The sequence below is a fragment of the Vibrio sp. 10N.247.310.98 genome, from assembly GCF_041467395.1.
GTDB lineage: Bacteria > Pseudomonadota > Gammaproteobacteria > Enterobacterales > Vibrionaceae > Vibrio > Vibrio crassostreae_C.
Window position 1 is genome coordinate 1 of the sequence record NZ_JBFSUL010000053.1, and the last position, 26,044, is coordinate 26,044.

At 45.7% G+C, this 26,044-nt stretch carries 24 protein-coding genes; 12 read left to right on the plus strand and 12 right to left on the minus strand.

Annotated features, from left to right (window positions below; translation table 11 throughout):
• Positions 1 to 359 precede the first annotated feature (359 nt).
• From fre to trxA, 6 genes are all read right to left on the minus strand, one after another.
• On the minus strand, positions 360 to 1,073 hold the full coding sequence (gene fre / locus AB6E78_RS17790) for an NAD(P)H-flavin reductase (RefSeq protein WP_017059251.1): 714 nt from the start codon (positions 1,071 to 1,073) through the stop codon (positions 360 to 362).
• 20 nt (positions 1,074 to 1,093) lie between these two features.
• Positions 1,094 to 1,363, minus strand: coding sequence for a 2Fe-2S iron-sulfur cluster-binding protein (locus AB6E78_RS17795; protein ID WP_008224727.1), 270 nt, complete (start codon positions 1,361 to 1,363; stop codon positions 1,094 to 1,096).
• The gene (ubiD, locus tag AB6E78_RS17800; RefSeq protein ID WP_372112892.1) at positions 1,360 to 3,201 is read right to left on the minus strand and encodes a 4-hydroxy-3-polyprenylbenzoate decarboxylase; all 1,842 of its coding nucleotides are present in this window, start codon (positions 3,199 to 3,201) and stop codon (positions 1,360 to 1,362) included. The genes AB6E78_RS17795 and ubiD overlap by 4 nt, the downstream gene beginning before the upstream one ends.
• A gap of 98 nt (positions 3,202 to 3,299) precedes the next feature.
• Positions 3,300 to 4,295 (minus strand): hypothetical protein, encoded by a 996-nt coding sequence (locus tag AB6E78_RS17805; protein WP_372057550.1) that lies wholly within the window; start codon positions 4,293 to 4,295, stop codon positions 3,300 to 3,302.
• Between the two features lie 110 nt (positions 4,296 to 4,405).
• Positions 4,406 to 5,665 carry a transcription termination factor Rho gene (gene rho / locus AB6E78_RS17810; RefSeq protein ID WP_017062978.1) on the minus strand — a complete coding sequence of 420 codons (1,260 nt, stop codon included), beginning with the start codon at positions 5,663 to 5,665 and terminating at the stop codon, positions 4,406 to 4,408.
• A gap of 200 nt (positions 5,666 to 5,865) precedes the next feature.
• Positions 5,866 to 6,192, minus strand: coding sequence for a thioredoxin TrxA (gene trxA, locus AB6E78_RS17815; RefSeq protein WP_010440700.1), 327 nt, complete (start codon positions 6,190 to 6,192; stop codon positions 5,866 to 5,868).
• 111 nt (positions 6,193 to 6,303) lie between these two features.
• Here trxA and rhlB point away from each other — a divergent pair, with 111 nt between their 5' ends.
• Together rhlB and gppA are read left to right on the plus strand one after the other, a co-directional pair.
• On the plus strand, positions 6,304 to 7,614 hold the full coding sequence (gene rhlB, locus AB6E78_RS17820) for an ATP-dependent RNA helicase RhlB (RefSeq protein ID WP_017062979.1): 1,311 nt from the start codon (positions 6,304 to 6,306) through the stop codon (positions 7,612 to 7,614).
• A 6-nt stretch (positions 7,615 to 7,620) separates the two neighbouring features.
• A complete protein-coding gene (gene gppA / locus AB6E78_RS17825) occupies positions 7,621 to 9,114 on the plus strand; it encodes a guanosine-5'-triphosphate,3'-diphosphate diphosphatase (protein ID WP_017062980.1) in 1,494 nt (497 codons plus the stop codon).
• A gap of 102 nt (positions 9,115 to 9,216) precedes the next feature.
• Here the strand turns inward: gppA and AB6E78_RS17830 are convergent, their stop codons facing one another.
• The 3 genes from AB6E78_RS17830 to recQ all read right to left on the minus strand — a co-directional run bounded on the left by AB6E78_RS17830 (position 9,217) and on the right by recQ (position 12,333).
• A complete protein-coding gene (locus AB6E78_RS17830; protein ID WP_017061333.1) occupies positions 9,217 to 9,888 on the minus strand; it encodes a 7-cyano-7-deazaguanine/7-aminomethyl-7-deazaguanine transporter in 672 nt (223 codons plus the stop codon).
• Between the two features lie 245 nt (positions 9,889 to 10,133).
• The gene (locus AB6E78_RS17835; RefSeq protein ID WP_017061332.1) at positions 10,134 to 10,445 is read right to left on the minus strand and encodes a DUF3630 family protein; all 312 of its coding nucleotides are present in this window, start codon (positions 10,443 to 10,445) and stop codon (positions 10,134 to 10,136) included.
• A 49-nt stretch (positions 10,446 to 10,494) separates the two neighbouring features.
• On the minus strand, positions 10,495 to 12,333 hold the full coding sequence (gene recQ / locus AB6E78_RS17840) for an ATP-dependent DNA helicase RecQ (protein ID WP_017065746.1): 1,839 nt from the start codon (positions 12,331 to 12,333) through the stop codon (positions 10,495 to 10,497).
• A gap of 179 nt (positions 12,334 to 12,512) precedes the next feature.
• Between recQ and rarD the strand changes: the two genes are divergently transcribed.
• From rarD to tpx, 5 genes are all read left to right on the plus strand, one after another.
• The gene (gene rarD / locus AB6E78_RS17845; RefSeq protein ID WP_017061330.1) at positions 12,513 to 13,421 is read left to right on the plus strand and encodes an EamA family transporter RarD; all 909 of its coding nucleotides are present in this window, start codon (positions 12,513 to 12,515) and stop codon (positions 13,419 to 13,421) included.
• Between the two features lie 86 nt (positions 13,422 to 13,507).
• On the plus strand, positions 13,508 to 14,302 hold the full coding sequence (locus AB6E78_RS17850; RefSeq protein ID WP_372112621.1) for an AraC family ligand binding domain-containing protein: 795 nt from the start codon (positions 13,508 to 13,510) through the stop codon (positions 14,300 to 14,302).
• Between the two features lie 99 nt (positions 14,303 to 14,401).
• Positions 14,402 to 15,064 carry a LysE family translocator gene (locus tag AB6E78_RS17855; RefSeq protein WP_372112619.1) on the plus strand — a complete coding sequence of 221 codons (663 nt, stop codon included), beginning with the start codon at positions 14,402 to 14,404 and terminating at the stop codon, positions 15,062 to 15,064.
• Between the two features lie 91 nt (positions 15,065 to 15,155).
• Complete coding sequence (ggt, locus tag AB6E78_RS17860; protein ID WP_108209640.1) at positions 15,156 to 16,913, plus strand: gamma-glutamyltransferase; 1,758 nt, start codon at positions 15,156 to 15,158, stop codon at positions 16,911 to 16,913.
• 799 nt (positions 16,914 to 17,712) lie between these two features.
• Positions 17,713 to 18,210 carry a thiol peroxidase gene (gene tpx, locus AB6E78_RS17865; protein ID WP_136977131.1) on the plus strand — a complete coding sequence of 166 codons (498 nt, stop codon included), beginning with the start codon at positions 17,713 to 17,715 and terminating at the stop codon, positions 18,208 to 18,210.
• 172 nt (positions 18,211 to 18,382) lie between these two features.
• Here the strand turns inward: tpx and uvrD are convergent, their stop codons facing one another.
• Complete coding sequence (gene uvrD, locus AB6E78_RS17870) at positions 18,383 to 20,557, minus strand: DNA helicase II (protein WP_017061325.1); 2,175 nt, start codon at positions 20,555 to 20,557, stop codon at positions 18,383 to 18,385.
• A 264-nt stretch (positions 20,558 to 20,821) separates the two neighbouring features.
• Here uvrD and AB6E78_RS17875 point away from each other — a divergent pair, with 264 nt between their 5' ends.
• The 4 genes from AB6E78_RS17875 (at position 20,822) to AB6E78_RS17890 (ending at position 23,231) form a co-directional block, all read left to right on the plus strand.
• Entirely contained in the window at positions 20,822 to 21,082 is a 261-nt protein-coding gene (locus AB6E78_RS17875) for a DUF2282 domain-containing protein (RefSeq protein WP_004736650.1), read from the plus strand.
• A 64-nt stretch (positions 21,083 to 21,146) separates the two neighbouring features.
• Positions 21,147 to 22,007, plus strand: coding sequence for a DUF692 domain-containing protein (locus AB6E78_RS17880; RefSeq protein WP_372134016.1), 861 nt, complete (start codon positions 21,147 to 21,149; stop codon positions 22,005 to 22,007).
• Positions 22,004 to 22,771 (plus strand): DNA-binding domain-containing protein, encoded by a 768-nt coding sequence (locus AB6E78_RS17885; RefSeq protein ID WP_372134017.1) that lies wholly within the window; start codon positions 22,004 to 22,006, stop codon positions 22,769 to 22,771. Before AB6E78_RS17880 ends, AB6E78_RS17885 begins: the two co-directional genes overlap by 4 nt.
• 1 nt (position 22,772) lies before the next feature.
• The gene (locus AB6E78_RS17890) at positions 22,773 to 23,231 is read left to right on the plus strand and encodes a DoxX family protein (RefSeq protein ID WP_372112615.1); all 459 of its coding nucleotides are present in this window, start codon (positions 22,773 to 22,775) and stop codon (positions 23,229 to 23,231) included.
• 93 nt (positions 23,232 to 23,324) lie between these two features.
• Here the strand turns inward: AB6E78_RS17890 and AB6E78_RS17895 are convergent, their stop codons facing one another.
• Both AB6E78_RS17895 and AB6E78_RS17900 read right to left on the minus strand, forming a co-directional pair.
• Positions 23,325 to 23,606 carry a hypothetical protein gene (locus AB6E78_RS17895; RefSeq protein ID WP_004736654.1) on the minus strand — a complete coding sequence of 94 codons (282 nt, stop codon included), beginning with the start codon at positions 23,604 to 23,606 and terminating at the stop codon, positions 23,325 to 23,327.
• A 102-nt stretch (positions 23,607 to 23,708) separates the two neighbouring features.
• Complete coding sequence (locus AB6E78_RS17900) at positions 23,709 to 24,908, minus strand: multidrug effflux MFS transporter (RefSeq protein WP_372112613.1); 1,200 nt, start codon at positions 24,906 to 24,908, stop codon at positions 23,709 to 23,711.
• A gap of 101 nt (positions 24,909 to 25,009) precedes the next feature.
• Between AB6E78_RS17900 and AB6E78_RS17905 the strand changes: the two genes are divergently transcribed.
• The gene (locus AB6E78_RS17905; protein ID WP_004736656.1) at positions 25,010 to 25,951 is read left to right on the plus strand and encodes a LysR substrate-binding domain-containing protein; all 942 of its coding nucleotides are present in this window, start codon (positions 25,010 to 25,012) and stop codon (positions 25,949 to 25,951) included.
• Positions 25,952 to 26,044: the final 93 nt, after the last annotated feature.

Here is a 26,044-nt window from a genome sequence, read left to right on the forward strand (position 1 = left end):
ATATTCATCAACGAGTGCCCACACAGATTGATAGGTTTAAATTGTTAAAGAGCTTAACTTCTTGAGCGTTCCTTTTAAGTAAGGAGCCTCTCGAAGTGGACGGCCATTCTAGCGAATTAACATTCAGTGTCAAACACTTTTTGAAAATTAATTTTTTGTCGCTTTCCGTCTTACTGATTCTTGCTGAAGCCTTGTGGCGTCTGCCGTCTCAGTGGTGTCGCATTATAGGGAACCCTCTCAGCTTAGCAACTACTTTTTCATGAAAAATGAATAAATAGGGGTTAACTGCCTAATAGTTCACCTAAACGTAAAAAAGAGAGCATTTCTGCTCTCTTTTTGCTCAAAATCTAAGGGTATTGTTAGATAAATGCGTAAGCATCAGCGTACATATGGTCACGCTTTGCTTCTTTATTCTGAGTAAATAGGTCTCTTGCAGCGCCCGCCATTTCAAAACGACCTGCAATATAGATATCGAAATCAGCTAATGATTCGAAACTTTGCATAACAGCCTCAAGCACATTACCTGTTTGGCCATGCCAAACTTCCGGTGCTTCTTCTACTACCGGTACAAAGTGCACATTGCTATGCTTTTCTGCAATGCCAACCAACTCTTCTTTAGCATATAACTGGCACTCATCTTTTGCGCCCCAGTATAGGTAGATCTCTTTCGAGCTATTTTGCGCGATGCAGTGATCAAGAATAGAGCGCACGTAGCTGAAACCCGTGCCACCAGCAATAAGTAATAGAGGGCGATCGCTTTCTTCTTTGATCCAAGCATCTCCGTGTGGAGCATCAATCGCAATATCGCCATCTTCAGCTTGTGCCTTCTTCATCGCTTCAACCACTTCTAGTGCGTAAGCGTTGTGCTCGGCAGCACCAATGTGCAGCTCAAGCTCACCTTCGTGGCGGCAAGGGCTACTTGCGATAGAGAATGGGCGCTTATCTTTCTCGCCCATTTCAACCATCAGGTACTGGCCCGCTTTAAAAGCGACCGGTGTTTCTGGGTGAAGTAGGATTTGGTAAGTATTACAAGCCAAAGGCTCGATAGACTTCACTTTACATTTAATAGTCATGTTCTTCCTCTTACTAACCCTTAATCGGCAAAGGTTAGAACTAAATTACTTTCTGCAAATGCTTGGCAAGCAAAAATCCAGCCTTGTTGCTGCTCTTTCTCTGTGAGCATGGGTTCAAGGTGGTAACTCACTTGCCCTTCTAATTTTTTGCACATACACATTGCGCATGCGCCAACTTGGCAACGGTTTGGGAAATAGATATCGCTGTTGAGCGCAGCATCCAAGACCGTTTGCCCTTTTTCTACTGTGAAACTGATGTTTTCTGGGTATAAGACTACTTGGTAGCTCATGAAATTCCTAGCTGTTCCCAGATGCTATCAATCTTTTTCACAACATCAGGATCTTTTGTGATTGGTACACCCCACTCACGCAGGCATTCACCTTCCCACTTATTGGTCGCATCGAGACCCATTTTTGAGTGTCCAGTTTCGTTCTGCAGGAATAACGTATCTCTCGCCGGATCCATTCTTGTCGTTACAGCCCAAATGATGTCATTCCAATCACTCACATTGACATCGCCATCACACACGATAACAAACTTGTTCTCATCAAATTGAGACCAAACCGCTTCCATGATTTTCTTACCATTACCGGCAGCTTGCTTATCAATAGACACCACAACCATGCTGGCATTGTCGTTTTGCAGGTGAACATCAATAATTTCAGGATGAACCTTGGTTAACTCAGCCAAGCTACCCTCAATATGTTCACTATTTACAGGTGCTGTTTGGACATCTGGCGATAACGCTAACTCTGCGTCCCACTTCTTAGTAATATCTAGACCCATCTTAGAACCTAACCCAACCACGGGTGATGCAAAATCCAATGAATCGATTGGCGTGTGCTCTATCATCAAGCTATCGCGTGACGGATCCATATGTTCACACATAGCAGCGGTCACTTGAGACCAGTCTCGTGCATTTACATCTTCATCGCACACCAATACAAACTTGGTGTACATGAATTGGCGTAAGAAAGACCATACACCCATCATCACTCGCTTAGCGTGACCTGGGTATTGCTTCTTCATGGTTACTACTGCCATTCGGTATGAACAACCTTCAGGCGGTAGATAGAAATCTTCAATCTCTGGGAACTGCTTTTGAAGAATAGGAACAAACACTTCATTTAACGCAACACCCAATACCGCAGGCTCATCAGGTGGACGGCCAGTATAGGTGCTGTGATAGATAGGGTTTTCGCGCATGGTTACATGAGTAACAGTGAACACATGGTGCTTTTCTTTCTCGTTGTAGTAACCAGTATGATCTCCGTAAGGCCCTTCGTCCGCGAACTCATTCGGGTCGATGTAACCTTCCATCACGATTTCCGCACTTGCAGGAACGTCTAAATCATTGCTGATTGATTTAACAACCTCAGTTTTACTACCGCGTAGTAAGCCTGCAAACGCGTATTCCGATAAAGTATCCGGCACTGGCGTAACCGCACCAAGAATAGTGGCAGGGTCTGCTCCAAACGCTACAGAAACTGGGAATGGTTTACCTGGGTTAGTTTCCATCCAATCACGCAGATCAAGCGCTCCGCCACGGTGGGCTAACCAACGCATAATGACTTTATTCTTGCCGATTTTTTGCTGGCGATAGATGCCTAAGTTTTGGCGTTTCTTATTAGGACCGCGAGTAACCGTTAATCCCCATGTTAGCAATGGCGCGACATCGTCGGCCCAACAGCTCATCACGGGGATTTTATCTAGGTCGACGTCATCACCCTGCCATATCACTTGTTGGCATGCCGCTTTACGAAGACGTTTAGCTGGCATATTTAAGACTTGCTTAAACACCGGCAGTTTATCAAGAGCATCTTTAAAGCCTTTTGGTGGCTCAGGTTCCTTTAGATAAGCTAACAACTTACCCACTTCACGCAGTTCTTTCACTTCCTGACGACCCATACCAATAGCCACACGATTAGGTGTACCAAATAGATTGGTTAAAACAGGTATGTCATAGCCTATTGGGTTTTCAAACAAAAGAGCCGGGCCACCAGCACGTAGAGTACGGTCGCTAATCTCGGTCATTTCATAGTCTGGATCGACTGGGTGAGAAATGCGTTTCAACTGACCAATACTTTCAAGATGGTCGATAAAATCACGTAAATCTTTAAAACTCATAGGACTTCTACATGCTGATTATTCTGCGCTCAGTATATCAAAAAGGGTGACGCTGAGATCCCCCTTTTTAGTGTGGTTATTGAGAGGCAAAATCCACTTTACGGTAATGCTTGCTCGATCAAAGAGCTCTTCACCTGAGGGTTATCATTTACAAGATCTTGCAACCATCGCGTATGACCTTGTTTGGCTAATTCACGGGCGACTAATGGCGCTTCATCGGCAATCGCCATCCTAGAGACAAGAAACTCCTTCACCTCTTCTGATAGCGGGTTAACTTTGGTAAGCAAAGTAATCGCTTCATCTTTCAAACGCGGGTTCTTAGTCGCTGCCATCACCTGTTCAAGCGCGAACGTTTGTTTGGTTTCAGCAAGGCGAACTAGCTCAGCTTGGCTATGATAATCGGCCTTCATTCGCCATAGAATTTTGTAAACCTCTGGGTCTTCGCTCACTTGCGCTAATCGAACCACCACCTCAGTAGAAGGTAACCAACTAACAATAGAAGATGCGGTGAGTTGCTTAGTTAGGTAATCAACCGCTTCAGGAGACAAACTGTCTAGCTCTCTAATGAGCAACGCTTCTCGCGTTTGAACTTGATGTTCAGATCCAGATAACCACTCTTTTAGGTCGAGTTCCTGTTTCTCTGCATCTAGCACAAATACCAATGTCTTCTGATCTTGACGCCATTGTTTAATAAGGCGATTAGCAATTGAAGGGTAATTAAAGGCAGGTACCGTAAACTCATAGCCATCGCCACGTTCTAAGACTTGATAAGTGGGCGTGATAGCAAGTTGCTGCTCGATGAAGATAGACATCTTGGGTGTGAGTACGATTTTTTGCTGTTCAAGCTTCTTCAAGAGTTGGTAACGAGCCACCTCTTGCTGGGGAAATGTCAGGCGCTCAAGCGCAAAGCGTAGCGAATTGACTTCGTCACGTACGACAAGCTCTAGTAGTTCAGCAGTTTTCAGTTTTACTTGATCATTCTCAAGCCAAGACTCTACTGTAAGTGGAGACATCTCGGTGGCATAGCTCATACCAACCGGTGAAAATAACAGTGAAGTAGACAGGAGTAATGATGACAACAGTCCATGTTGCATTTTAACGTCCTTGTAACACTTTTGCTCATTCTGCAAGCTGGCGCTACAAAATGCAAATAAAAAGCGCCACCCGAGGGCAGCGCTTATTAAATACGATCAGCTAATCAATATTACTGACGACGCATTGCGTCAAAGAACTCATCGTTCGTTTTCGTCATTGCTAGCTTGTCGATAAGGAATTCCATTGCGTCGATTTCGCCCATTGGGTGAACAATCTTACGCAGGATCCACATCTTCTGTAGTTCATCGTTCTTGGTAAGAAGCTCTTCACGACGAGTACCAGAGCGGTTGAAATCAATCGCTGGGAATACGCGTTTTTCAGCAATCTTACGGTTAAGGTGCAGTTCCATGTTACCTGTACCTTTGAATTCTTCGTAGATAACTTCATCCATCTTAGAACCAGTATCAACCAGTGCTGTTGCGATGATCGTTAAGCTACCGCCTTCTTCTACGTTACGTGCCGCACCGAAGAAACGCTTTGGACGATGTAGAGCATTCGCATCAACACCACCAGTAAGAACTTTACCTGATGAAGGAATCACAGTGTTGTAAGCACGAGCTAGACGAGTAATAGAATCCAGTAGGATAACTACATCTTTCTTGTGTTCAACAAGGCGCTTCGCTTTCTCGATAACCATTTCTGCAACTTGTACGTGGCGAGATGCTGGCTCATCGAATGTTGAAGCAACTACTTCGCCTTTAACTAGACGCTGCATTTCTGTTACTTCTTCTGGACGCTCATCGATAAGTAGAACCATTAGTTCACACTCAGGATGGTTACGTGCAATGCTTTGAGCAATGTTTTGCAGAAGCATTGTCTTACCCGCTTTAGGCGGAGCAACAATCAGACCACGCTGACCTTTACCAATTGGAGATGCAAGGTCAAGAATACGAGCCGTAATATCTTCAGTTGCACCATTACCCGCTTCCATCACCATACGTTCGTTAGCGTGAAGAGGAGTAAGGTTTTCGAAAAGAATCTTGTTACGTGCGTTGTCTGGCTTGTCGTAGTTAACCGTGTTTACTTTAAGCAGTGCAAAGTAACGCTCACCGTCTTTAGGTGGACGGATTTTACCGCCAATAGAGTCACCTGTACGTAGGTTAAAACGACGAATTTGGCTTGGTGATACGTAGATATCATCTGGGCCAGCCAGGTATGAACTGTCGGCGCTACGTAGGAAACCAAAACCGTCTTGAAGAATTTCTAGAACACCATCACCAAAGATGTCTTCACCACTTTTTGCATGCGCTTTAAGGATGGAGAAGATAATGTCTTGTTTTCTTAGGCGAGCTTGATTTTCAAGACCTAAGCTTTCGCTAAGTTTAACAAGCTCAGACACAGGTCTGTTCTTCAGTTCAGTAAGATTCATAGTGGTGGAAGTTTGTTTAGTCAAAATAGGATCTGTTTTCTTAAGTTAAGAAGGATTTGGTCACAGGATCGACCAAGAAGAGAAATTCGTTCAATTAACGTGCGATAAATTAGCACTAAAACTAAGACTAGTCCATAGCTTAGAAAAAACAAAACCGCGCATTTGTTAACTGCACGGTTTCTTTTCAAATGCTGACCTGATTAAAGGTTAGCGTCTAAGAACTCTTTAAGTTGAGTTTTAGATAATGCACCAACTTTAGTCGCTGCTACGCCGCCATCTTTGAAAAGAAGTAGCGTTGGAATACCGCGAATACCAAACTTTGGTGGAGTACCAGCATTTTGGTCGATATTTAATTTACCGATTGTGAGCTTGCCTTCGTACTCGTCTGCGATTTCATCAAGAATCGGCGCAATCATTTTACATGGACCACACCATTCTGCCCAAAAATCAACAAGAACAGGGCCTGCAGCATTGATTACATCGTTATCAAAACCGTCATCAGTTAGCTGCAAAATCTTATCACTCATCTTCCACTCCAATGTATTTTTTAGAACTGGTTGGATGATAACCAGTAAATAGATGCCCTATTGGAATGTATTTACTTTCGTATTGCAAGCTTAAGCTGATATTCTATAGCAATGAAAAAGACGCATATCACAGAGCAAAAGTTCGCCGACTTGGATTTACTTCCGCAAGTCATTGAAGGATTGGAGAAAAAAGGGTTCGATTATTGTACCCCTATCCAAGCCTTGGCGCTCCCGGTACTGCTCACCGGCCAAGACATTGCAGGCCAGGCCCAAACGGGTACTGGTAAAACGCTTGCGTTTCTTACTGCTACTTTTAACCACCTGCTAAAAACATCTGAGCATGAAGGGCGTAAGCCTAACCAGCCACGTGCGATTATTATGGCACCAACGCGTGAACTCGCGATTCAGATCTACAACGATGCTGACTCTCTGGTTGAAAGCACAGGTATCAAGGCAGCACTTGCTTACGGTGGCGAAAGCTACGACAAGCAACTAGGTAAAATCGAAGAAGGCGCAGATATCTTAATTGGTACGACTGGCCGCATCATCGATTTCTACAAGCAGAAGGTATTTAACCTTAACCACATTCAAGCTGTTGTTCTTGACGAAGCTGATCGCATGTTCGATCTTGGTTTCATCAAAGACATCCGCTTCTTGTTCCGCCGTATGCCTGAGCCAAAAGATCGCCTGAACATGCTGTTCTCTGCGACATTGTCTTACCGCGTACAAGAGCTAGCGTTCGAACACATGCACAACCCAGAGCATGTTGTTGTTGAGCCAGAGCGTAAAACAGGTCACCGCATTCAGGAAGAGCTGTTCTACCCATCAAACGAACACAAAATGGCACTGCTGCAGACTCTAGTTGAAGAAGAGTGGCCAGAGCGCGCTATCATCTTCGCTAACACTAAGCACAAATGTGAGTCTGTTTGGGGTCACCTAGCTGCAGATGGTCACCGTGTTGGCCTGCTAACTGGCGATGTTCCTCAGAAGAAACGTGAAAAGATTCTTGAGCAATTCACTAAAGGTGATGTTGACCTGCTTGTCGCAACCGACGTTGCAGCACGTGGTCTACACATTCCTCAAGTAACACACGTATTCAACTTCGACCTACCTGATGACTGTGAAGATTACGTTCACCGTATCGGCCGTACAGGTCGTGCTGGTGCAAGTGGTCACTCGATCAGCTTTGCTTGTGAAGATTACGCAATCAACTTGCCACCAATCGAAGAATACATTGAGCACGCGATCCCTGTGTCTGACTACGATGCTTCTGCACTGCTAGAAGATCTACCAGCACCATTGCGCTTACGTACACGTAACCCGCAACAACGCCGCTCAAACAACAATGGCCCACGCAACGGGAACCGTAAACCAAACCAGAACCGTCGCCCACGCCAACCGCGTCATAACAAGGAAGCTTAGTCGCTTATGAGTCAAACAGTGTCACCCCCGCTTTACGCTGCAATCGACCTCGGGTCGAACAGTTTTCATATGCTCGTTGTGCGTCATATCGATGGCAGCGTACAAACCATGGCTAAAATTAAGCGCAAAGTGCGTTTAGCTGCAGGCTTAGATGAAAATAATGCGCTTAGTACAGAAGCCATGCAGCGCGGTTGGGACTGTTTGAGTCTCTTTGCAGAGCGACTGCAAGATATTCCGAAAGAAAATATCCGCATTGTCGGTACAGCGACCCTACGTACTGCTATCAATGTGGATATATTTCTAGAGAAAGCGAACCAGATCCTTGGTTACGACATCAATGTTATCTCCGGAGAAGAAGAAGCTGCGACTATCTATAAAGGCGTAGCACACACTTCTGGTGGCAGCGGCCGCCGACTGGTTGTTGATATTGGTGGCGCAAGCACCGAGATGATCATTGGTGAAGGCTTCTCAGCGAAAGCCCTAACCAGCCTAAAGATGGGCTGTGTTACTTGGCTTGAGCGCCACTTTAAAAACCGCCAATTAACCGCTACCAACTTTAACAACGCCATTGAAGCGGCGAAGTCGACGTTGGCTCCTATCCTAGATAGCTACACTGATATCGGATGGGATGTGTGTGTGGGCGCCAGCGGTACCGTTCAAGCACTGCAAGAGATCATGTTGGCGCAAGGCATGGATGAAGTGATTACTCATGCCAAACTTAAGCGTCTACAGAAACAAGCGATGATTACTGAGCGCTTGGAAGAGCTAGAAATCGAAGGACTTACCCTTGAACGCGCATTAGTGTTCCCGAGTGGCCTTTCTATTCTTATTGCTATTTTTGAGCTGCTTGAAATAGATTCAATGACACTCGCAGGCGGCGCACTCCGTGAAGGCCTAGCCTACGAGATGGTTGATGAGCTACGCCAAGAAGATATCCGAGCGCGTACCATTAAGAGTGTTCAATCACGCTACCAAATGGACGTAAGCTACGGTGAACAAGTAGCAGTAGTCGCACAAACGCTGCTAGACCAAGCGGGCGCCGAAGCGTGGGTTTCAGAACCTCAAGCTGGTGTGCTATTGCAAACGGCAGCTAAGCTTCACGAGATTGGTTTAACCATCGATTTCAAAAAAGGCGGTGAGCACAGCGCTTATCTGCTGCAGAACTTAGACCTGCCAGGCTTTACTCGAGCGCAAAAGCACTACTTGGGTGAGTTAACTCGTCGCTACCGTGAACAGTTAACCTCATTACCAGAGCAACACGCTATCTCAGGCACCAGCAGCAAGCGTATTTTACGTATTCTGCGTTTAGCTATTTTGCTGACCCACCGTCGTAACCCAGCGCTAGAGCCTGAGTTCAAACTGACGACGAATGACAACAATCTAACCCTAACGCTTTCTAAGCAATGGTTAGCTGACAATCCGCTGACCGCTGCAGAGCTAGAGATCGAGTCGAATAGACAAACCGATATTGGCTGGCCATTGAATATTAAATGCCTCTGATATTAGTATCTTAAGCTAGAAATTAAAAAAAGCCCAAGTTAGTAGACTAACTTGGGCTTTTTCTTATCGCTGCATTAATGCTTTGTGTTACAAATCTCAAACTTAAGCGTTCACGCCTGTCGCTTTAAAGTCAGGGTTCACTGCGGTTAGCTTTCTAACAATGTAGTTAAGAAGCACACCGTACATAGGCACGAACAAGCCTAGGCTGATGATAAGTTTGAATCCGTAATCGACTAAGGCAATCTCAGTCCAATGCTCGGCCATGAATGGATCTGGGCTTTGGTAGAAAGCAATCGCAAAGAAAGCGATGGTATCAATAGCATTACCGAATAACGTTGAACACGTTGGGGCAACCCACCACTGTTTAAGCTGACGTAGGCGGTTGAAAACATGCACATCCAAGATCTGACCCAGTAAATAAGCCATGAAGCTCGCCGCGGCGATACGTGCAACAAACAAGTTGAACTCACCTAGTTGGCTAAAGCCTTGGAATGAACCTTCAAAGAACACCACTGACAAGAAATAAGAAACGGCCAGCGCTGGTAGCATCACTAAGAAAATGATTTTACGGGCAAGCTGCGCGCCAAAAATGCGTACGGTCAGATCGGTCGCTAGGAAGATAAACGGGAAAGTGAAAGCACCCCAAGTGGTGTGCATACCGAAGACGGTAAAAGGTAGCTGAACCAGATAGTTGCTTGACGCAATAATCACCAAATGGAACAAAACTAATAGTGCTAAGGCTTTGCGCTGTTGCGCAGGGGTAAAGTTACTCATGCTGTACCTTTTTAGTTTGGTTTGGGGGTGAGGGAACCCAAATCGAGTCATTTCTTCGAATAATCCAAGAAAGCTCTTACCAATAATGTGAATTAAAAAATGTATCTAAAAATTGCTCTGCTGAGCGGCGGGCGATTATACATTAATCAATATTGGCTGCAACGGTGAGAACAAACGCAAACGTTTATCCTCACTTTTATTGGTGAATAGCTCTAGAAGCTGTGTTTTAGAAGAGATGCCAAAAGTTAAAAACCGCGCTTGAAAAGCGTCGCGAGATAATCAAACTCTTCTCGGCTTTCTTCAGCGTTTAACGACTCAAACCAAATTGATTCACTGTAATGTTCGGACTTTAAGAACATTCGGCAATCTTCAAAATCAATCAACCAAGAATGCATATCGGCGTCCCATTGCTTTTCAACAACTGACGCTGACAACAACGCCACCAGCTTTTCACCTAGCACTTCATAAGAATCAAAATCAAAACTTGGAGACGTAATCAATAAACGCCCTTCCTCAGCTAAATACTCTCTTAAGCCAAATTCTGTTTGTGTTGTCATGTCCCTATCAACCTTATTCTTTTTCTATTAGTTAGACGTTTCTCGCAAACTAGCCGTGTGTGGTGATGTGTTCTTGAATCAGATCTAGGAATGGGTCTGCGTACTTATCCAGTTTACGTTGACCGACACCGTTGACTGCCAGCATTTCTCCGTATGAAGTAGGTAGTATTTCAGCCATATCAATCAAGGTCGCGTCGCTGAATACCACATATGGTGGCAAGCCATCTTCATCAGCAATCGACTTACGCAGCTTACGCAGTTTCGCAAACAGCTTCTTATCGTAATTCTTGCTGCTTAACTTATCGGACTTAGCATTACGCACCGCTGTATCTAAACGAGGAACAGCCAATTCCAAAGACATCTCACCGCGCAGCAGCGGGCGGGCTTCTTCTGTTAGCTGTAAAGTTGAGTTACGAGTGATGTTCTGGAACAGCAAGCCTTTATGAATCAGCTGACGGAAGATACTGATCCAGTAATCATGACTGTGATCGCGGCCAATACCGTAGGTAGATAGCTTATCGTGACCATTATCGCGGACACGGATGTTCTGCATGCCTCGCATTACTTCGACCACGTAGCCCATACCAAATGACTGATTCACACGGTACACACAAGACAACGCCTTCTGTGCTTCTTGGGTCGCGTCAAAGTGTTTTGGTGGATCTAAGCAGATATCGCAGTTGCCACATTGCTTCTCGCGATATTCGCCAAAATAGTTAAGCAGAACCTGACGACGACACGTTTGCGCTTCAGCAAAGGCACTCATCGCATTCAGCTTGTGCATCTCAACTTGTTTCTGTGGGCCTTCTTCTTTCTCATCTAGCATACGACGCAGCCAACCCATATCAGCCGGGTCAAACAACATCATCGCTTCAGCAGGCAAACCATCACGACCTGCACGGCCTGTCTCTTGATAGTAAGACTCGATATTACGTGGGATATCAAAGTGCACCACGAAACGTACGTTGGGTTTGTTGATGCCCATACCGAAAGCCACAGTCGCGACCACGATCTGAATATCATCGCGTTGAAAGGCTTCTTGAACGTAAGCACGCTCATCGGTGTCCATACCAGCGTGATAACCCGCGGCGCGAATACCGTTATTGCACAGCTTCTCGGTCACCATCTCCACTTTCTTACGGCTACCACAGTAGATGATGCCGCAATTGCCCTTTTGTGTTTCTAGGTAGCGAACCACCTGTGACACGGGTTTGTGCTTCTCAACCAAGTTGTAGCGAATATTAGGGCGATCAAAGCTGCCTAAGTAAGTATGCGGGTCCAGGAGCTGTAAGCGCGAGATAATATCTTTGCGCGTCGCATCATCAGCGGTTGCTGTGAGCGCCATGTAAGGCACATGCGGGAAATACTGTTTAAGCTGACCTAATGATGCGTATTCAGGGCGGAAGTCGTGACCCCATTGAGAGATACAGTGCGCTTCATCGACTGCAATCATCGAAAGCGGTAAACCTTGAAGACGCTCGATAAAATCACGCATCAACACACGCTCTGGTGACACATACACCATTTTCAGCTGACCTGAGTTCATACGATTGAACACATTCAGCAATTGGTCACGTGGCATTGAAGAGTTAATACACTCAGCGGCAACACCATTGGCCTTCAATTGGTCGACTTGGTCTTTCATCAACGAGATCAGCGGTGAGATAACCAGAGTCAGCCCTTCACGAACCAAAGCCGGAATTTGGTAACACAGAGATTTACCACCACCGGTTGGCATAATCACCAAGCTGTCTTTGCCTTCAACGGCCAAATCAATGACCTCTTGCTGACCATCGCGAAAGCTTTGATAGCCGAACACATCTTGCAAGATGGTTTGCGCATCATTCGCGGGAGTTGGTATTTGCTCAGCAATCAGAGTGGCGGTCATTGTGGTTCCTAATCGAGGTATGAAATCAGCAAGCATCTTCGGCAAGCAAGTCGCACATTGTAGAGGGGAACGCTGGCGAATTAAACCGCAAATTGTTAGGTGAAAAGGGTTATCGCTCCTATACTGACCAACTCTCTTATAAATCTTATTAATAAGCACTCAGTGCTAGAGAAAGATGCATGACACAGGAAGAACAACAACGTACGCGCCAAGGAGTTTTGCTTGCCGTCGGCGCTTACACAATGTGGGGTATCGCCCCTATATATTTCAAATCTTTAAGTGACGTTTCCCCGTTAGAGATCCTCAGCCACCGTGTAGTATGGTCTTTTTTCCTACTCGCTTTCTTACTGCACATTGGCCGCAGCTGGCGTAAAGTCCGCGACACCTTGACCTCAAAACCAAAAATGCTCTATTTGGTAGCGACGTCTATTTTGGTGGGTGCTAACTGGCTGATCTTTATCTGGGCGGTGAATTCCAATCACATGCTCGATGCCAGTTTGGGGTATTACATCAACCCTCTGATTAACGTGTTACTTGGGATGCTCTTCCTTGGCGAACGCTTACGTAAGCTGCAATGGTTTGCTGTGGCTCTTGCTGCGATTGGCGTATTAATCCAATTAATTGCCTTCGGCTCAGTACCGATCGTCGCCATTGCCCTAGCCTTTAGCTTTGGCTTTTATGGCTTGCTGCGTAAGAAAGTCAGCTTAGAAGCACAAACGGGTCTGTTCATTGAAACTCTGGTGATGCTGCCTCTCGCCGCAACCTACTTACTGTTTATTGCCGATAGCCCGACCTCAAACTTATCGATGAACCCGATGCAACTCAACCTATTACTGGTTGCTGCCGGTGTGATCACCACGGTTCCATTGCTGTGTTTTACTGGCGCTGCAACTCGCTTGAAGCTATCAACACTCGGTTTCTTCCAGTACATCGGTCCAAGCTTGATGTTCTTACTGGCGGTTCTGATCTACGGCGAAGCCTTTACCTCAGATAAAGCGATCACCTTTGCTTTCATATGGGGAGCACTGGTTATTTTCAGCTTTGATGGCCTGCGTAACAACAAGAAGAACAAACGCGCGAAACAGTGATATTGATCGTTTTTTACAAGACAATCCCTTAATACGCAGATAAGCTTGGTTGAATTGATGACTATTTGACCAAGCTTTTTTATGCCATGGATAAAGTCCACTACTACTCGACACCTAGCCAAGATATCAGCCTGATCCGAGCTCAATACCAAGAGTTTGCCTTTCAACGCCACTATCATTTGGACTTTCATATCGGCCTAATCACTCAGGGTCAGCAAAAGTTTGTCTATAAAGGGACGAGCTACCACGCTGGCGCTGGGCAAGTGGTGATGATGCCACCTGATGAACTGCACGATGGCCATTCAAAGCTACAATCTGGCTACCAAGTGAGTGTGTTTGCTGTCTCGCCACAGTGGCTGGGCGATCTTGCCGATCACAGGAAAAATGGTCACGCTTTAAGCTTTTCTGAGTTGATCCTCTCCGATCAAGCGACTTTTTTACAATTGCGTAACCTCCATGGGCTGCTTATCAATCCAAACATCAGCCAACTCGCCCAAGATTGCTTACCATTCGAGGGGTTCTCAACGATTGTCGATCGGTATGCAAAATTTGGATCGAAGAGTGACATCAAACTGGGTAATCAATCGATTAATACACTCAAAGACTATTTGATGGCGAATTTGGACCAGCCAGTGCGATTAGAACAACTGTCTGAGCTGTGCGGCTTAACCACAACTCAATTCCAACGCCACTTTAAGAACAGAATGGGCATCACCCCTTACGCGTGGCTGAGCCGTTTACGTATGGAACAGAGCATGCGCCTGATTAAATCTGGGATCTGTGGTACTAAAGTCGCGCACCAAGTAGGCTTCTATGATCAAGCACACTTCTCCAAGGCATTCAAAACCACATTCGGCGTACCACCCTCACAAATCAACTAAGTGTTGATAATTTACAATTGCTCGATTTCAAATCGCGGTAAGCTACGCTCAATACGATTACTTATTTAATAATAGCGGCAACGTTATTGAGAACTGACGATGAACGAAGTCACCATACTGATCACCCTAGCCTCTATCCACTTCATCGCTTTGATGAGCCCCGGCCCAGACTTTGCGTTAGTCGTGCAAAATGCGACACGCCATGGTAGACAAACAGGCTTGTATATTGCGCTTGGTTTATCCTGCGGGATCTTACTGCACTCACTGCTCAGCCTGACGGGAATCAGTTACCTCGTCCACCAGCAACCAACCCTATTTGCCATTATCCAATTGGCTGGCGGTAGCTACTTGCTGTACTTAGGCTACGGTGCCCTTAAAGCAACCTGGCAAATCATTCAGAACCACGACGATGAAGACGATACAGTCAATGCCAAAGATCTGATTCTGACCAACAAGCGTCAGGCATTTTCGAAAGGGTTTGCGACCAATATTCTCAACCCAAAAGCTTTGGTGTTCTTTATTAGCTTGATGTCGAGCTTAGTGCCTGCCGACATGTCTCTATCAGGTAAAGGCTTTGCGCTTATTATCTTGTTTGGTCTGTCTCTGTTTTGGTTTTCACTACTGGCGTGGATGCTTTCGACTAAGGCTCTACAGAAGAAACTTAGCGAAGCAACGGTATACATCGATGGCTTATGTGGCGTGCTATTCAGCCTGATTGGCGCGAGTATTCTTTGGCAGTCGCTGTCCGGTTTAATCGCTTAAATTCGAATCAAGATTACAATTCGTTAACAACGCACTGGCTATCTAATCTTTCCGCTGCCAATCTAGCTCTGCATATTAAAAGGAGAAGATCATGCAGTGGAAAACAAAACTAACAACCCTCGCCACTTCTACCCTACTTTTTGCCTCTCACGTCAGTTGGGCAAATCAAGCTGCCGATTCCGTCGCACCCGAACAAAGTAGTGGTTTAGAAACCAAACAACTCGTTAAAGCCAACGATTGGATGGTCACCGCAGCCAACCCTCTTGCAACACAAGCCGGTGCTGATGTACTTGCCCGTGGTGGTAACGCAATTGACGCCATGGTTGCCGTGCAGCTTATGCTTGGCTTAGTGGAACCTCAGTCATCAGGTATTGGTGGCGGCGCGTTCCTTGTCTATTTTGATGGCAAAGACAAACAGCTCAAGACCTACGATGGCCGTGAAACTGCGCCACTTGATGCCACCCCACGTCTATTCCAAGACGAAAACGGACAACCGCTTAAATTCTATGATGCCGTGGTTGGCGGTCGTTCTGTTGCCACGCCGGGCACGGTGCAATTGCTGTGGGACACTCACCAGAAATACGGCAAGCTCGAATGGGCATCACTGATTAAACCTATCGCTCAGTTAGCTGAAGAAGGTTTTACTATCAGCCCACGTTTAGCCACCTTGATCGAAAACGACCAAGAACGTCTGAGCCGCTTTGCGACAACTAAAGCCTACTTCTTCAATGCCGATGGCAGCCCGAAAGCCGCTGGCACGCAACTTAAGAACCCTGAATACGCGGCAACGTTACACGCTATCTCGAAGGATGGTGCTAAAGCTTTCTACCAAGGTGAGATTTCTGCCGACATCATTAACACAGTACAAACAGCGAAAGGTAACCCGGGCGTATTGGCACAGAAAGATTTCGACGCCTATTCGATCAAGCAGCGCGAACCGGTTTGTTCTGCTTATGAAAGCTACGATATTTGCGGAATGGGGCCACCAAGTTCAGGTGCGTTAACGGTTGGACAAATCCTTGCAATGACTGAGCAGTTTGACCTCAAATCATGGGGGCCAAACGACGCAAAATCTTGGCAAGTGTTAGCAGACGCTTCTCGCTTAGCCTTTGCAGACCGTGGTATGTACATGGCAGACCAAGATTATGTGCCTATGCCAACCCAAGGGTTAGTGAATACTGACTATTTGCAGGAGCGTGCTCAGTTAATTACCGCAGGTAAGGCATTAGACAGCGCACCTTCAGGCACCCCACCGTGGGATCATGCGATGCAGAGAAGCCAAGATGTTTCTATTGAGTTGCCGTCCACCAGCCACTTCAACATTGTCGATAGTGATGGCAATGTCGTATCGATGACTACCACTATTGAGAATGCCTTTGGCTCACGTTTGATGGTTAGAGGTTTCCTACTCAATAACGAACTAACCGACTTCTCATTCAAGACTCATAACGATGGCAAACCTATCGCGAACCGACTTGAACCGGGTAAGCGTCCGCGCTCTTCAATGGCACCGACCATCATCATGCAAGACGATATACCTTACATGGCAATTGGCTCTCCGGGAGGCAGCCGTATCATAGGTTATGTGGCACAAGCGATCATTGCTCATACCCAATGGGACATGGATATTCAGCAAGCCATCAATCAACCACACTTCCTAAACCGCTTCGGTACCTTAGATTTGGAAAAAGGAACATCAGCGGAAAACTTCAAACCTGAGCTAGAAAAGATGGGATTTGAGGTCAACGTTCGCGATCTTAACTCGGGTTTACACGCTATTCGCATCACAAAAGATGGTCTAGAAGGTGCTGCAGACCCTCGTCGTGAAGGTGCTGCCATTGGCCAATAAGGGAAAATACTCCCTTTTTACTCCCTGTCTTGTGCGAGATCTCTCACAAGGCAGTGAGTAAATATCGATATTTAACTGCGAAATTAAGCACCTAGATATTGTAACCAATTGAAATAAAACAATACGTACATTTATCATTCAAATAATTATATAGAAATTCGCTTATGCACCATTGCTGATAAATAAGGAATCGGTAATATGAATGGTGTCGGAAGGATGCTGACACGGAACAGGAAACGCCAAGGACTTGGTTATCTTCAGGATGAAGATTCGATTACTCAGGATGAATAATCGGCATGGATAGCGAAATGGACATTGAATGGACGCAATAGTAACTAGGATGGTTGCTACTAAGGAAAGACAATGGACACCTCTGGACGAGGAAAGGACTGAACATCAGGATGATGTAAAGGACACCGCTCAAGGAACAAGTGACGCGCGCTAACGAGGATTGTTGGCAGATCAGGATAAGATCAAGGACACCGCTAGGAAGGCGACGAAAGGAATACGCTGAAGGATAACAGCACACTATCATGGATTTGATGCATGGAGCACACTTAGTAGCCGGATTGCTGCGAGTAAGACTATAGACCCCGATGAGCGCAAGCTCTCGGGGTTTTTCTTTATCTGTCGTTTCACTTATTCCTATCTCAAACAAATAAATCAAAGACCTTTAATTACAATTCTGACATTTAAAGCATTCACTTCTTAACCATTCACTTCTTAACCACTTCCGAGTAACGTAAGTCTTACTAGGCTCAACTAGTTTCATAACCATAATTAAATTAAGGACAAATTCATGTCACACGTTACCTTCAAAGGCGCTGCTGTACCGCTAACTGGCACATTCCCACAAACTGGCGAACAGGCACCAAGCTTTGCACTTGCTGCAGGCGATCTTTCTGAACTGACTCTTGCTTCTCTTGAAGGTAAGAAAGTGGTTCTAAACATCTTCCCAAGCATCGACACAGCAACTTGTGCAACGAGCGTACGTACGTTCAACGCAAAAGCGGCAGAACTTGAGAACACGGTTGTTGTTTGTATTTCTGCTGACCTACCATTTGCTGCGGGTCGCTTCTGCGAACTAGAAGGCATTGAAGGCGTTCAACACGCTTCGACTTTCCGTTCTCCTACATTCGCATCAGACTACGGCGTAGCGATTGCTGAAGGTCCGCTATCAGGCCTAACTACACGTGCAGTTGTCGTTGTTGATGAAAAAGGTGTGGTAACACACAGCGAGTTGGTTGCAGAGATCACTGAAGAACCAAACTACGAAGCGGCACTTGCAGCACTGTAAGTCTCCTTTCTAGGCAGGAATGCCTTAAGCTCGGAACCTGCCTATTTAGACTGGTTTCGAGCAATAAAAAAGAGCAGCCATTGGCTGCTCTTTCTGTTTTTAATGCGGATTACTTTTGAAAGCTGAACGGTTTTTAAAGACCAAACTGCTTTTTAGATATTAAAGTAATAGATTAAAGCTGCTCTAAACGCGCGTAAGCCGTTACTAACCACTTAATCCCTTCACCATTAAACGCCACTTGAACTCGGCTTTGTGGGCCACTTCCTTCGAAGTTGATGATGGTGCCTTCACCAAACTTAGGGTGCTTCACGCGAGAGCCCAAGCTAAAGCCTGTTTCATTGAAGTTCTCTTTCACAGCGGTTTGGCTAAAGCGACCACTGCTTGCAGGGCGGCTGACTTGCGCTTTCATACGCACTTCATCCAGACAGGTTTCTGGCAGCTCACGAATAAAACGTGATGGCTTATGATATTTGTCCTGACCGTACAGACGACGCATCTCAGCATAAGTGATGTAAAGCTTCTCCATCGCACGGGTCATGCCTACGTAACACAGGCGACGCTCTTCTTCTAAACGCCCCGCTTCTTCGGCCGACATCTGGCTTGGGAACATGCCTTCTTCGACACCCACCATGAACACCATTGGAAACTCTAGGCCTTTAGCACTGTGCAAAGTCATTAACTGAACCGCATCGTCAAACTCATCGGCCTGACCTTCACCCGCTTCCAAAGCTGCGTGAGTTAAGAACGCCGTCAGCATGCTCATCTCATCCGCTTCTTCCGGCTTTTCAAACTGGCGCGTTGCCGTTACCAATTCTTCCAAGTTCTCGATACGTGCCTTCGACTTCTCACCCTTCTCTTGCTCGTACATAGCAAACAGACCCGACGATTTAATCACGTGGTCGGTTTGTTCATGCAGGCTAAGTTCCAACGTGTCATCTTCAAGCGCATTAATCAGCTCGATAAAACGACTTAATGCGCCCGCAGCACGACCGGGTAGCACTTGCTCTTCTATCAAAGCAACACTGGCTTCCCACATGGTTGCACCACGATCACGAGCAGCAAGACGAATCGTTTCTAACGTTTTATCACCCAAGCCACGCGTTGGCGTATTAACCACACGTTCAAACGCGGCATCATTACTGCGGTTGCTCATGAGGCGCATGTAGCTCAAGGCGTCTCTGATTTCTTGACGCTCGAAGAATCGCATGCCGCCGTAGATTCGGTAAGGTAGACCACCTTGGATCAAAGCTTCTTCAAGAACACGAGATTGGGCGTTATTACGATAAAGCATCGCGGTATCTTCTAACGCACCGCCTTTCTCTTGCCACTCTTTGATTTTGCTGACCGTGAAACGTGCTTCATCTAGCTCGTTATAAGCTGAGTACACAGAGATTGGCTCGCCATCGTTACCATCGGTCCACAGCTCTTTACCCATACGTTCGGTGTTGTTCGAGATAAGCTCGTTCGACGCCTGCAGAATGGTTTTAGTTGAACGGTAGTTTTGTTCAAGTCGAACCGTCGAAGCTCCTGGGAATTCATCCAAGAACTTCTGAATATTTTCGATCTTCGCACCACGCCAACCATAGATAGATTGGTCATCATCACCTACGATCATCACGCGACAATCTGGGCCAGCCATCATCCGAAGCCAAGCGTATTGGATGTTGTTGGTATCTTGGAATTCATCGACAAGGATATGCTTAAAGCGTGCTTGGTAATGCTCTCGAATGTGTTTCTTATCGCGTAATAGTTCATGCGATCTCAGCAAGATTTCCGCAAAGTCGACCAAACCAGCACGGTCACATGCTTCTTGGTAAGCAGAATAGATCTTTAACCACGTTTGAGTTATTGGATCATGGTAGGCGTCAATGTGACTTGGGCGTAACCCCTCGTCTTTCTTGCCATTGATCCACCAAGAAGCTTGCTTAGCAGGCCACTGCTTTTCATCGAGGTTTTGCGCCTTGATTAAGCGGCGTAGCAAACGAATCTGATCATCAGAATCAATGATCTGGAAATCTTCTGGCAGTTTTGCATCTAGGTAGTGAGCACGAAGGATGCGGTGACAGATACCATGGAAGGTGCCGTTCCACATGCCTGACGAACTACCCATCATCAACTCTTCAATACGACCACGCATCTCTGCTGCCGCTTTGTTGGTGAAGGTAACCGACATAATAGAGAACGGTGATGCTTGCTCTACGCTTTGCAGCCAAGCGATACGATGCACCAACACTCGCGTTTTACCACTGCCTGCACCTGCCAGAATAAGTAGGTTTTCTAAAGGTGCCGCGACCGCCTCACGTTGTTTATCGTTTAGGCCATCGAGTAAAAGCGAAGGATCTATCATTGGATATGCTCACTACTGGGTATTTATACATAAAAGTTGATTATAACCTAAACACTAGGCTGCGTTTAGGATAATAAGAAGAAAAAACAATCAAAAATTAACATCATTAATTCAATAACTTAAGAGATTAAACATCATTAATATTGATAATTTTTATAATACCGTGAAATTATTTCCCGGTTGTTCCAATCCTTTTTAGTAAGCAAGTTAACAATCCATTAACCTGCGATATGAAAATACTATTAAGTCCTAGAGGGAATGACTATGAAAAATTCTAATCTTGCTGTTACAGCTGCAATCACAAGTGTACTAGCGTTCGGCGGTGCAGTTCTTACATCAGCACCTGCGGAAGCAGCAGCAAAAGAAAAATGCTACGGCGTGGCAAAAGCTGGCCAAAATGATTGTGCAACCAAAACAAGCTCATGTGCGGGTACAGCAAAAGAAGACAACCAATCCGATGCGTTCGTAGTCGTACCTAAAGGGCTATGTGGCAAATTATCAGGTGGTAACACTCAATCATCATAATTGAGCTGCTTAGTATGGTGAGCTGACATTCAGCTCACCTCCACTTCTTGTTAGGAGAATCGTTGTGACTCAAACTCTTCACCCCTACGCAGGGGTTGGCCTTAGAACACCGCACTTGGACTTCTTTAGCCAAAATCCAGCCTTAGTAAGTTGGTTAGAAGTTCACAGCGAGAACTACTTCTTAGCTCAATCACCGCAACGACAACAACTCAGAGAAATTCGTCACGCACACAACATCAGTTGTCACGGTGTTGGGTTGTCGCTAGGTTCTGCTGAGCGCATCAATCAACATCATCTTGTGCAATTAAAAGAGCTCATTGATGATATCGAACCCTTCTTGGTTTCTGATCATCTCAGTTGGAGTCAGACAGGTGGTCATTACTTCAATGACTTGCTACCGCTGCCTTACACAGAAGAAGCATTGGAAGTCTTCTGTCGTAATGTCATCGAGGTTCAAGACAGCTTGCAACGCCCGATGTTGATTGAGAACCCATCGAGCTACCTATCCTTCAAGCATTCTACTATTCCTGAGTGGGAGTTTTTGGCTGAGGTACAAAAGCGTACTGAGTGTCGCCTACTGCTCGATTTCAATAATATTTTCGTCTCATCTTTTAATCATGGCTTTAGTTGTGAAGAGTACTTAAACGGAATACCAGCAGACAAAGTTGAAGAGATTCACTTGGCAGGTTTTACCAAAAAGAAGCTTGAACAAGGTGAGATCTGGATAGACACACACAGTAAACCTGTCTGTGACGAAGTGTGGAAACTCTACACTGACTGGGTTGCACAACATGGTTTGCGCCATACCTTGATTGAGTGGGATCTCGATATCCCAGAGCCACAAGTTTTATTGGCTGAAGCAACCAAAGCCAGTGATATCTTGTATCAACACGACAAGTTCAACCAAAGGAGTCGCGCCTCATGAGCCACTCCCTAGCAGAGGTTCAATTGGAGTTTGCTAACGCCCTACGCTATCAAAACAATGGTGAGTACTGCGACATAGTGAGCGACCATTTTACCGATGAACAACGCATCCAGATTTACCGTAATAACTTTGTGATCAGCTTGAGCGAAGTTCTGGCAGCAACCTACCCACTCACTGAAATGTTGGTTGGTGAAGAGTGCTTCCAACAGATGGCTCGTCAACATGTCTTACATTATCCATCGACCTCTGGTGATGTCAGTGGTTACGGTGAACACTTTGAACAGACTATCCAAGCCTTTCCTGCCGTTATTGAGGCTGCACCTTATCTCGGTGAAGTGGCTTTGTATGAATGGCAGAAAGATAGCTTGGTAAGGTTTTCGTCACAAGCACATGTCGACCAGAGACCTCTTTCTTGCCTTGCAGATGTACCACAAGAGCAACAAGGCGCTTTAGTCTTTCATCTCAAAGATTCAATAACACTGATTCATTCTAGTTACACGATTATCGCGCTTGAACACGCCATCTATCAGCAGCAACTTGATGGGCTAGACATCAACCAAGCTGAATTTGGGGTGTTAATCCGAGCTGAGAATTCACAGGTTGAGAGCCATAGTTTGAGTGAAGAGAGCCACCAACTCCTCACTGAATTGCAATCAGGTCGAACACTCTCAGCAATCGATCCTTTACTACTACAACATCTGAATACTGTCATGACACTAAACGTCATCTCAGGCTTTTCAATTAATGCCGAATTGGAGACATAATATGGATAACAACACAGCCACGAACATGATGGCTCAATACGACAGTTTGATTGAGAAATCACAGGCACTTTTTGTTCCCGTACTACTTCTGTTTTGTCGCCTATGGGTGGCGTGGGTCTTCTTTAATTCAGGACTCACCAAAATAGCCACTTGGGATAGCACCCTTTACTTGTTTGAATTGGAATACCAAGTGCCTCTTTTGCCTTGGGAATTGGCCGCTTACATGGGTACCGCAGCTGAATTGATTCTGCCGGTATTCTTAGCGCTTGGCTTGTTAACCCGACCAATGGCTGCAGTGCTGTTCGTTTTCAATATCATGGCCGTCGTGTCATACCCTGTATTGTGGGCACAAGGCTTCTATGATCATCAGCTTTGGGGATTAATGATTCTTATCGTCGTGGTATGGGGAGCTGGACCATTTTCACTTGATAGAATCTTAAAAGCGCAGTTCAAAAACTAAACCTCTTTTCCATGGTCTCTAAATTTACATAGGTCCAAAACGCAAAAAACCACTCAATTGAGTGGTTTCTTTTTATCTGGAATAAACTACTTGTTACTTGTTTAGAAAAGCTTGTAGCTCTTCAGCAGAGATACCTTGCTCGGCTAGCTCTTTTGCTAGTAGCTGAACTTGTTCACCTTTACGAGATTCAACCACGCGTTGAAATTGGTAAATGATATCTCGCAAAGTATCAATTGGAACTTGTTTTGCCGCACTGCGAATACGCTCTTCACTTTGGTTTCCTAGCTCTTTAAGCAATTTACCAAACATGACCTTTTCAGGTGCATCTTCCATTTGTTCTAAGATGCGCGCCATTTCGTAGGTTGTTAATGACATTACAGTATTTTCCGTTGGGGACTAACGTTTCAATGAGTGACAAATATACCATGTTTTAACGTTTCGCAAACCGCCATTTGTATATTTTGTCACCCTTGAGACTTATGCCTTAGCAAACGTCGTGTGCCACGACTTACCCGCTTTGCTCGCAAGCACTAACAATGCAGGAACAATAAGGAACATTTGCAGAGCAATCATCACTTGAGACGTTAAATCAAGACGTTGCATCGTACCAACAAGCAGTCCTGAACCACTCATTTGGAACAAGCCAAGCAACGCAGCTGCGGTACCCGCACGGTCACCAAAAGGTTCAAGTGCCTTACCGGCTGCGGCACCAAGAATCCAAGCGAAGCCAACTGAAGATAGGAAAATCGGCAGCATGAATGCGATCGCGCTAGCATGCTCAGCAAGCACCAACATAACCACACCCGCTAAGCCAAGCGTTGAAATACCGACAACCAATGCTTTGTAAGTACCAAAACGATCCATAAACTTCGGCGCAGTGAATGCAGCCGTGATGTTGATAACCGCGTTGATGCCAAACCAGAATGTAAACTCATTCATCGTCAAACCTAGGTTTTCCATCAGCACAACAGGTGCAGAGGTAACGTAAGCAAGGATTACTGCCATCGCCATTAAGCACAAAGTTGCATGGAAGATGAATGATGGTGTTTTCAATACCGACCAGTAACGCTCAAGTTTGAACACCGCGACCTTTTCTGTCGCCGGATTAGACTCTTTCATTTGGAAAAACAAAATGGTGCCAACCACGACAGCGAACACAGCCATGAAGCTGAAGTTCGAGCGCCAGCCAAACTGTTGAGTTAACCAAGCACCCAGAATCGGTGCTAGTGCAGGAATAAAGCAAATGGCACCATTGAGGTAACTGATCATACGGCCACTCTTCTCAGGGCCAAATAGATCGCGAACCGTCGCAAAGGCTGCTACAGAAGTCGCACAAGCTCCTAAGCCTTGTAGCAGCCGAGCTATTAGCATCATATCAATCGATTGAGATGCCCACGCCAAGCAAGCACTCAATGCATAGATACTAACACCTCCCAATGCAACGGTTCGACGTCCTAACTTATCAGCCAAAGGGCCTGCAAATAATTGCCCGACACCCATGGCGAATAAAAACCAAGTAATCGTATCTTGTGCTAGTGCGTGTTCCACGTGAAACGCTGTTGAAATTTGTGGCAGAGCTGGAAGATAAATATCTATAGCCAGAGGGCTAAATAGAACCAGCATTGCCAATAAAGCAACCTGCAGTTTACTAGGGGTTGGAAGCGCGTTAGAAGGCACAAGATTCTCCGAATGAGTTAATTTAGGTGCATAATAACCAACTAAAGATATGAACAAAAATGGCATATACTCATTAGCATTATTCCAAATAGGAAACTCACATGAATATCGAGAAACTATCACGCCTCGACCTCAATCTATTGGTTTGCTTGCAGGTGCTGATGGAAGAGCTGAGTGTCACTCGCACTGCGCATCGATTGTGCTTGAGTCAATCGGCTGTGAGTAAGTCGCTAGCCAAGCTTCGTGAACAATTTAATGACCCCCTTTTCACACGAAGTGCTCATGGCCTACGTCCAACACCGAAAGCTGTTTTCCTTAAGCCTCGGTTAGAAACGTTGATCAACCAACTTGATGTTCTCACTCAGCCTGAGACATTCATTCCCAACAACAGCGACCATAGTTTTCACATTGCTGCCGTTGAGAGTGTTTACCCGCTGATTCTTCCTCACTTCTTACCGGCGATATTTCGACAAGCACCTAAGGTTAATATCAACACCCACGCGTGGACCGAACAAACCTTTAAGAAGCTACAGCTTGGTGAGTTAGATATCGGACTCACAGGTAAAGACATCGACATCAACGACGCGCGCTTAACCATGCTGCCGCCAGACGACATCTGCGAACAAGAGATCTACCGTGATGCACAGATGTGTGTATTAAGGCGTAACCACCCTGCTCTAAGTGGTAAATGGGATTTGGGAACCTACCTTGCGCAGCGTCATGTACAAGTAAGATGTGATGGGAACGATCGATGGCTGCTCGACTACAAACTGGCTGATCTTGGTCATCAGCGAGATATCGCTATTTCTGTTCCAGACTTCAATAGTGCAGCAAGCTTGTGTACCTATACCGACTTTGTGTTTACCGCACCAAGCCACTTTACTTACCTCGTCGCTAAACAACTCGACTTAGTGGTTGTGCCTTTACCAATGGAATTTCCTCCGATGGCATACACTCTGTTTTGGCACCGTGACAGAGAAAATGACCCAGCATTAACTTGGCTACGAGATATCATCAAAGAAAAAACTCTGCACCTTAGATAAAAATGGCGTACAGCGTTTGCAGCAAACGAACAAAAGCGCTAGCTTATTGACCTAATAAGTCCCCTCGCATATATATCGACTGTGAGTGTTAAC

What these genes read in the sequence shown, in the direction of transcription:
- rhlB (WP_017062979.1), top strand. Translation starts at nt 6,304, where the DNA reads ATGAAAAAGACGCATATCACAGAGCAAAAGTTCGCCGACTTGGATTTA.
- fre (WP_017059251.1), bottom strand. Translation starts at nt 1,073, where the DNA reads ATGACTATTAAATGTAAAGTGAAGTCTATCGAGCCTTTGGCTTGTAAT.
- recQ (WP_017065746.1), bottom strand. Translation starts at nt 12,333, where the DNA reads ATGACCGCCACTCTGATTGCTGAGCAAATACCAACTCCCGCGAATGAT.
- uvrD (WP_017061325.1), bottom strand. Translation starts at nt 20,557, where the DNA reads ATGATAGATCCTTCGCTTTTACTCGATGGCCTAAACGATAAACAACGT.
- ggt (WP_108209640.1), top strand. Translation starts at nt 15,156, where the DNA reads ATGCAGTGGAAAACAAAACTAACAACCCTCGCCACTTCTACCCTACTT.
- rarD (WP_017061330.1), top strand. Translation starts at nt 12,513, where the DNA reads ATGACACAGGAAGAACAACAACGTACGCGCCAAGGAGTTTTGCTTGCC.
- AB6E78_RS17885 (WP_372134017.1), top strand. Translation starts at nt 22,004, where the DNA reads ATGAGCCACTCCCTAGCAGAGGTTCAATTGGAGTTTGCTAACGCCCTA.
- AB6E78_RS17795 (WP_008224727.1), bottom strand. Translation starts at nt 1,363, where the DNA reads ATGAGCTACCAAGTAGTCTTATACCCAGAAAACATCAGTTTCACAGTA.
- AB6E78_RS17850 (WP_372112621.1), top strand. Translation starts at nt 13,508, where the DNA reads ATGGATAAAGTCCACTACTACTCGACACCTAGCCAAGATATCAGCCTG.
- trxA (WP_010440700.1), bottom strand. Translation starts at nt 6,192, where the DNA reads ATGAGTGATAAGATTTTGCAGCTAACTGATGACGGTTTTGATAACGAT.
- AB6E78_RS17855 (WP_372112619.1), top strand. Translation starts at nt 14,402, where the DNA reads ATGAACGAAGTCACCATACTGATCACCCTAGCCTCTATCCACTTCATC.
- ubiD (WP_372112892.1), bottom strand. Translation starts at nt 3,201, where the DNA reads ATGAGTTTTAAAGATTTACGTGATTTTATCGACCATCTTGAAAGTATT.
- AB6E78_RS17835 (WP_017061332.1), bottom strand. Translation starts at nt 10,445, where the DNA reads ATGACAACACAAACAGAATTTGGCTTAAGAGAGTATTTAGCTGAGGAA.
- AB6E78_RS17905 (WP_004736656.1), top strand. Translation starts at nt 25,010, where the DNA reads ATGAATATCGAGAAACTATCACGCCTCGACCTCAATCTATTGGTTTGC.
- tpx (WP_136977131.1), top strand. Translation starts at nt 17,713, where the DNA reads ATGTCACACGTTACCTTCAAAGGCGCTGCTGTACCGCTAACTGGCACA.
- gppA (WP_017062980.1), top strand. Translation starts at nt 7,621, where the DNA reads ATGAGTCAAACAGTGTCACCCCCGCTTTACGCTGCAATCGACCTCGGG.
- AB6E78_RS17890 (WP_372112615.1), top strand. Translation starts at nt 22,773, where the DNA reads ATGGATAACAACACAGCCACGAACATGATGGCTCAATACGACAGTTTG.
- AB6E78_RS17830 (WP_017061333.1), bottom strand. Translation starts at nt 9,888, where the DNA reads ATGAGTAACTTTACCCCTGCGCAACAGCGCAAAGCCTTAGCACTATTA.
- rho (WP_017062978.1), bottom strand. Translation starts at nt 5,665, where the DNA reads ATGAATCTTACTGAACTGAAGAACAGACCTGTGTCTGAGCTTGTTAAA.
- AB6E78_RS17895 (WP_004736654.1), bottom strand. Translation starts at nt 23,606, where the DNA reads ATGTCATTAACAACCTACGAAATGGCGCGCATCTTAGAACAAATGGAA.
- AB6E78_RS17805 (WP_372057550.1), bottom strand. Translation starts at nt 4,295, where the DNA reads ATGCAACATGGACTGTTGTCATCATTACTCCTGTCTACTTCACTGTTA.
- AB6E78_RS17875 (WP_004736650.1), top strand. Translation starts at nt 20,822, where the DNA reads ATGAAAAATTCTAATCTTGCTGTTACAGCTGCAATCACAAGTGTACTA.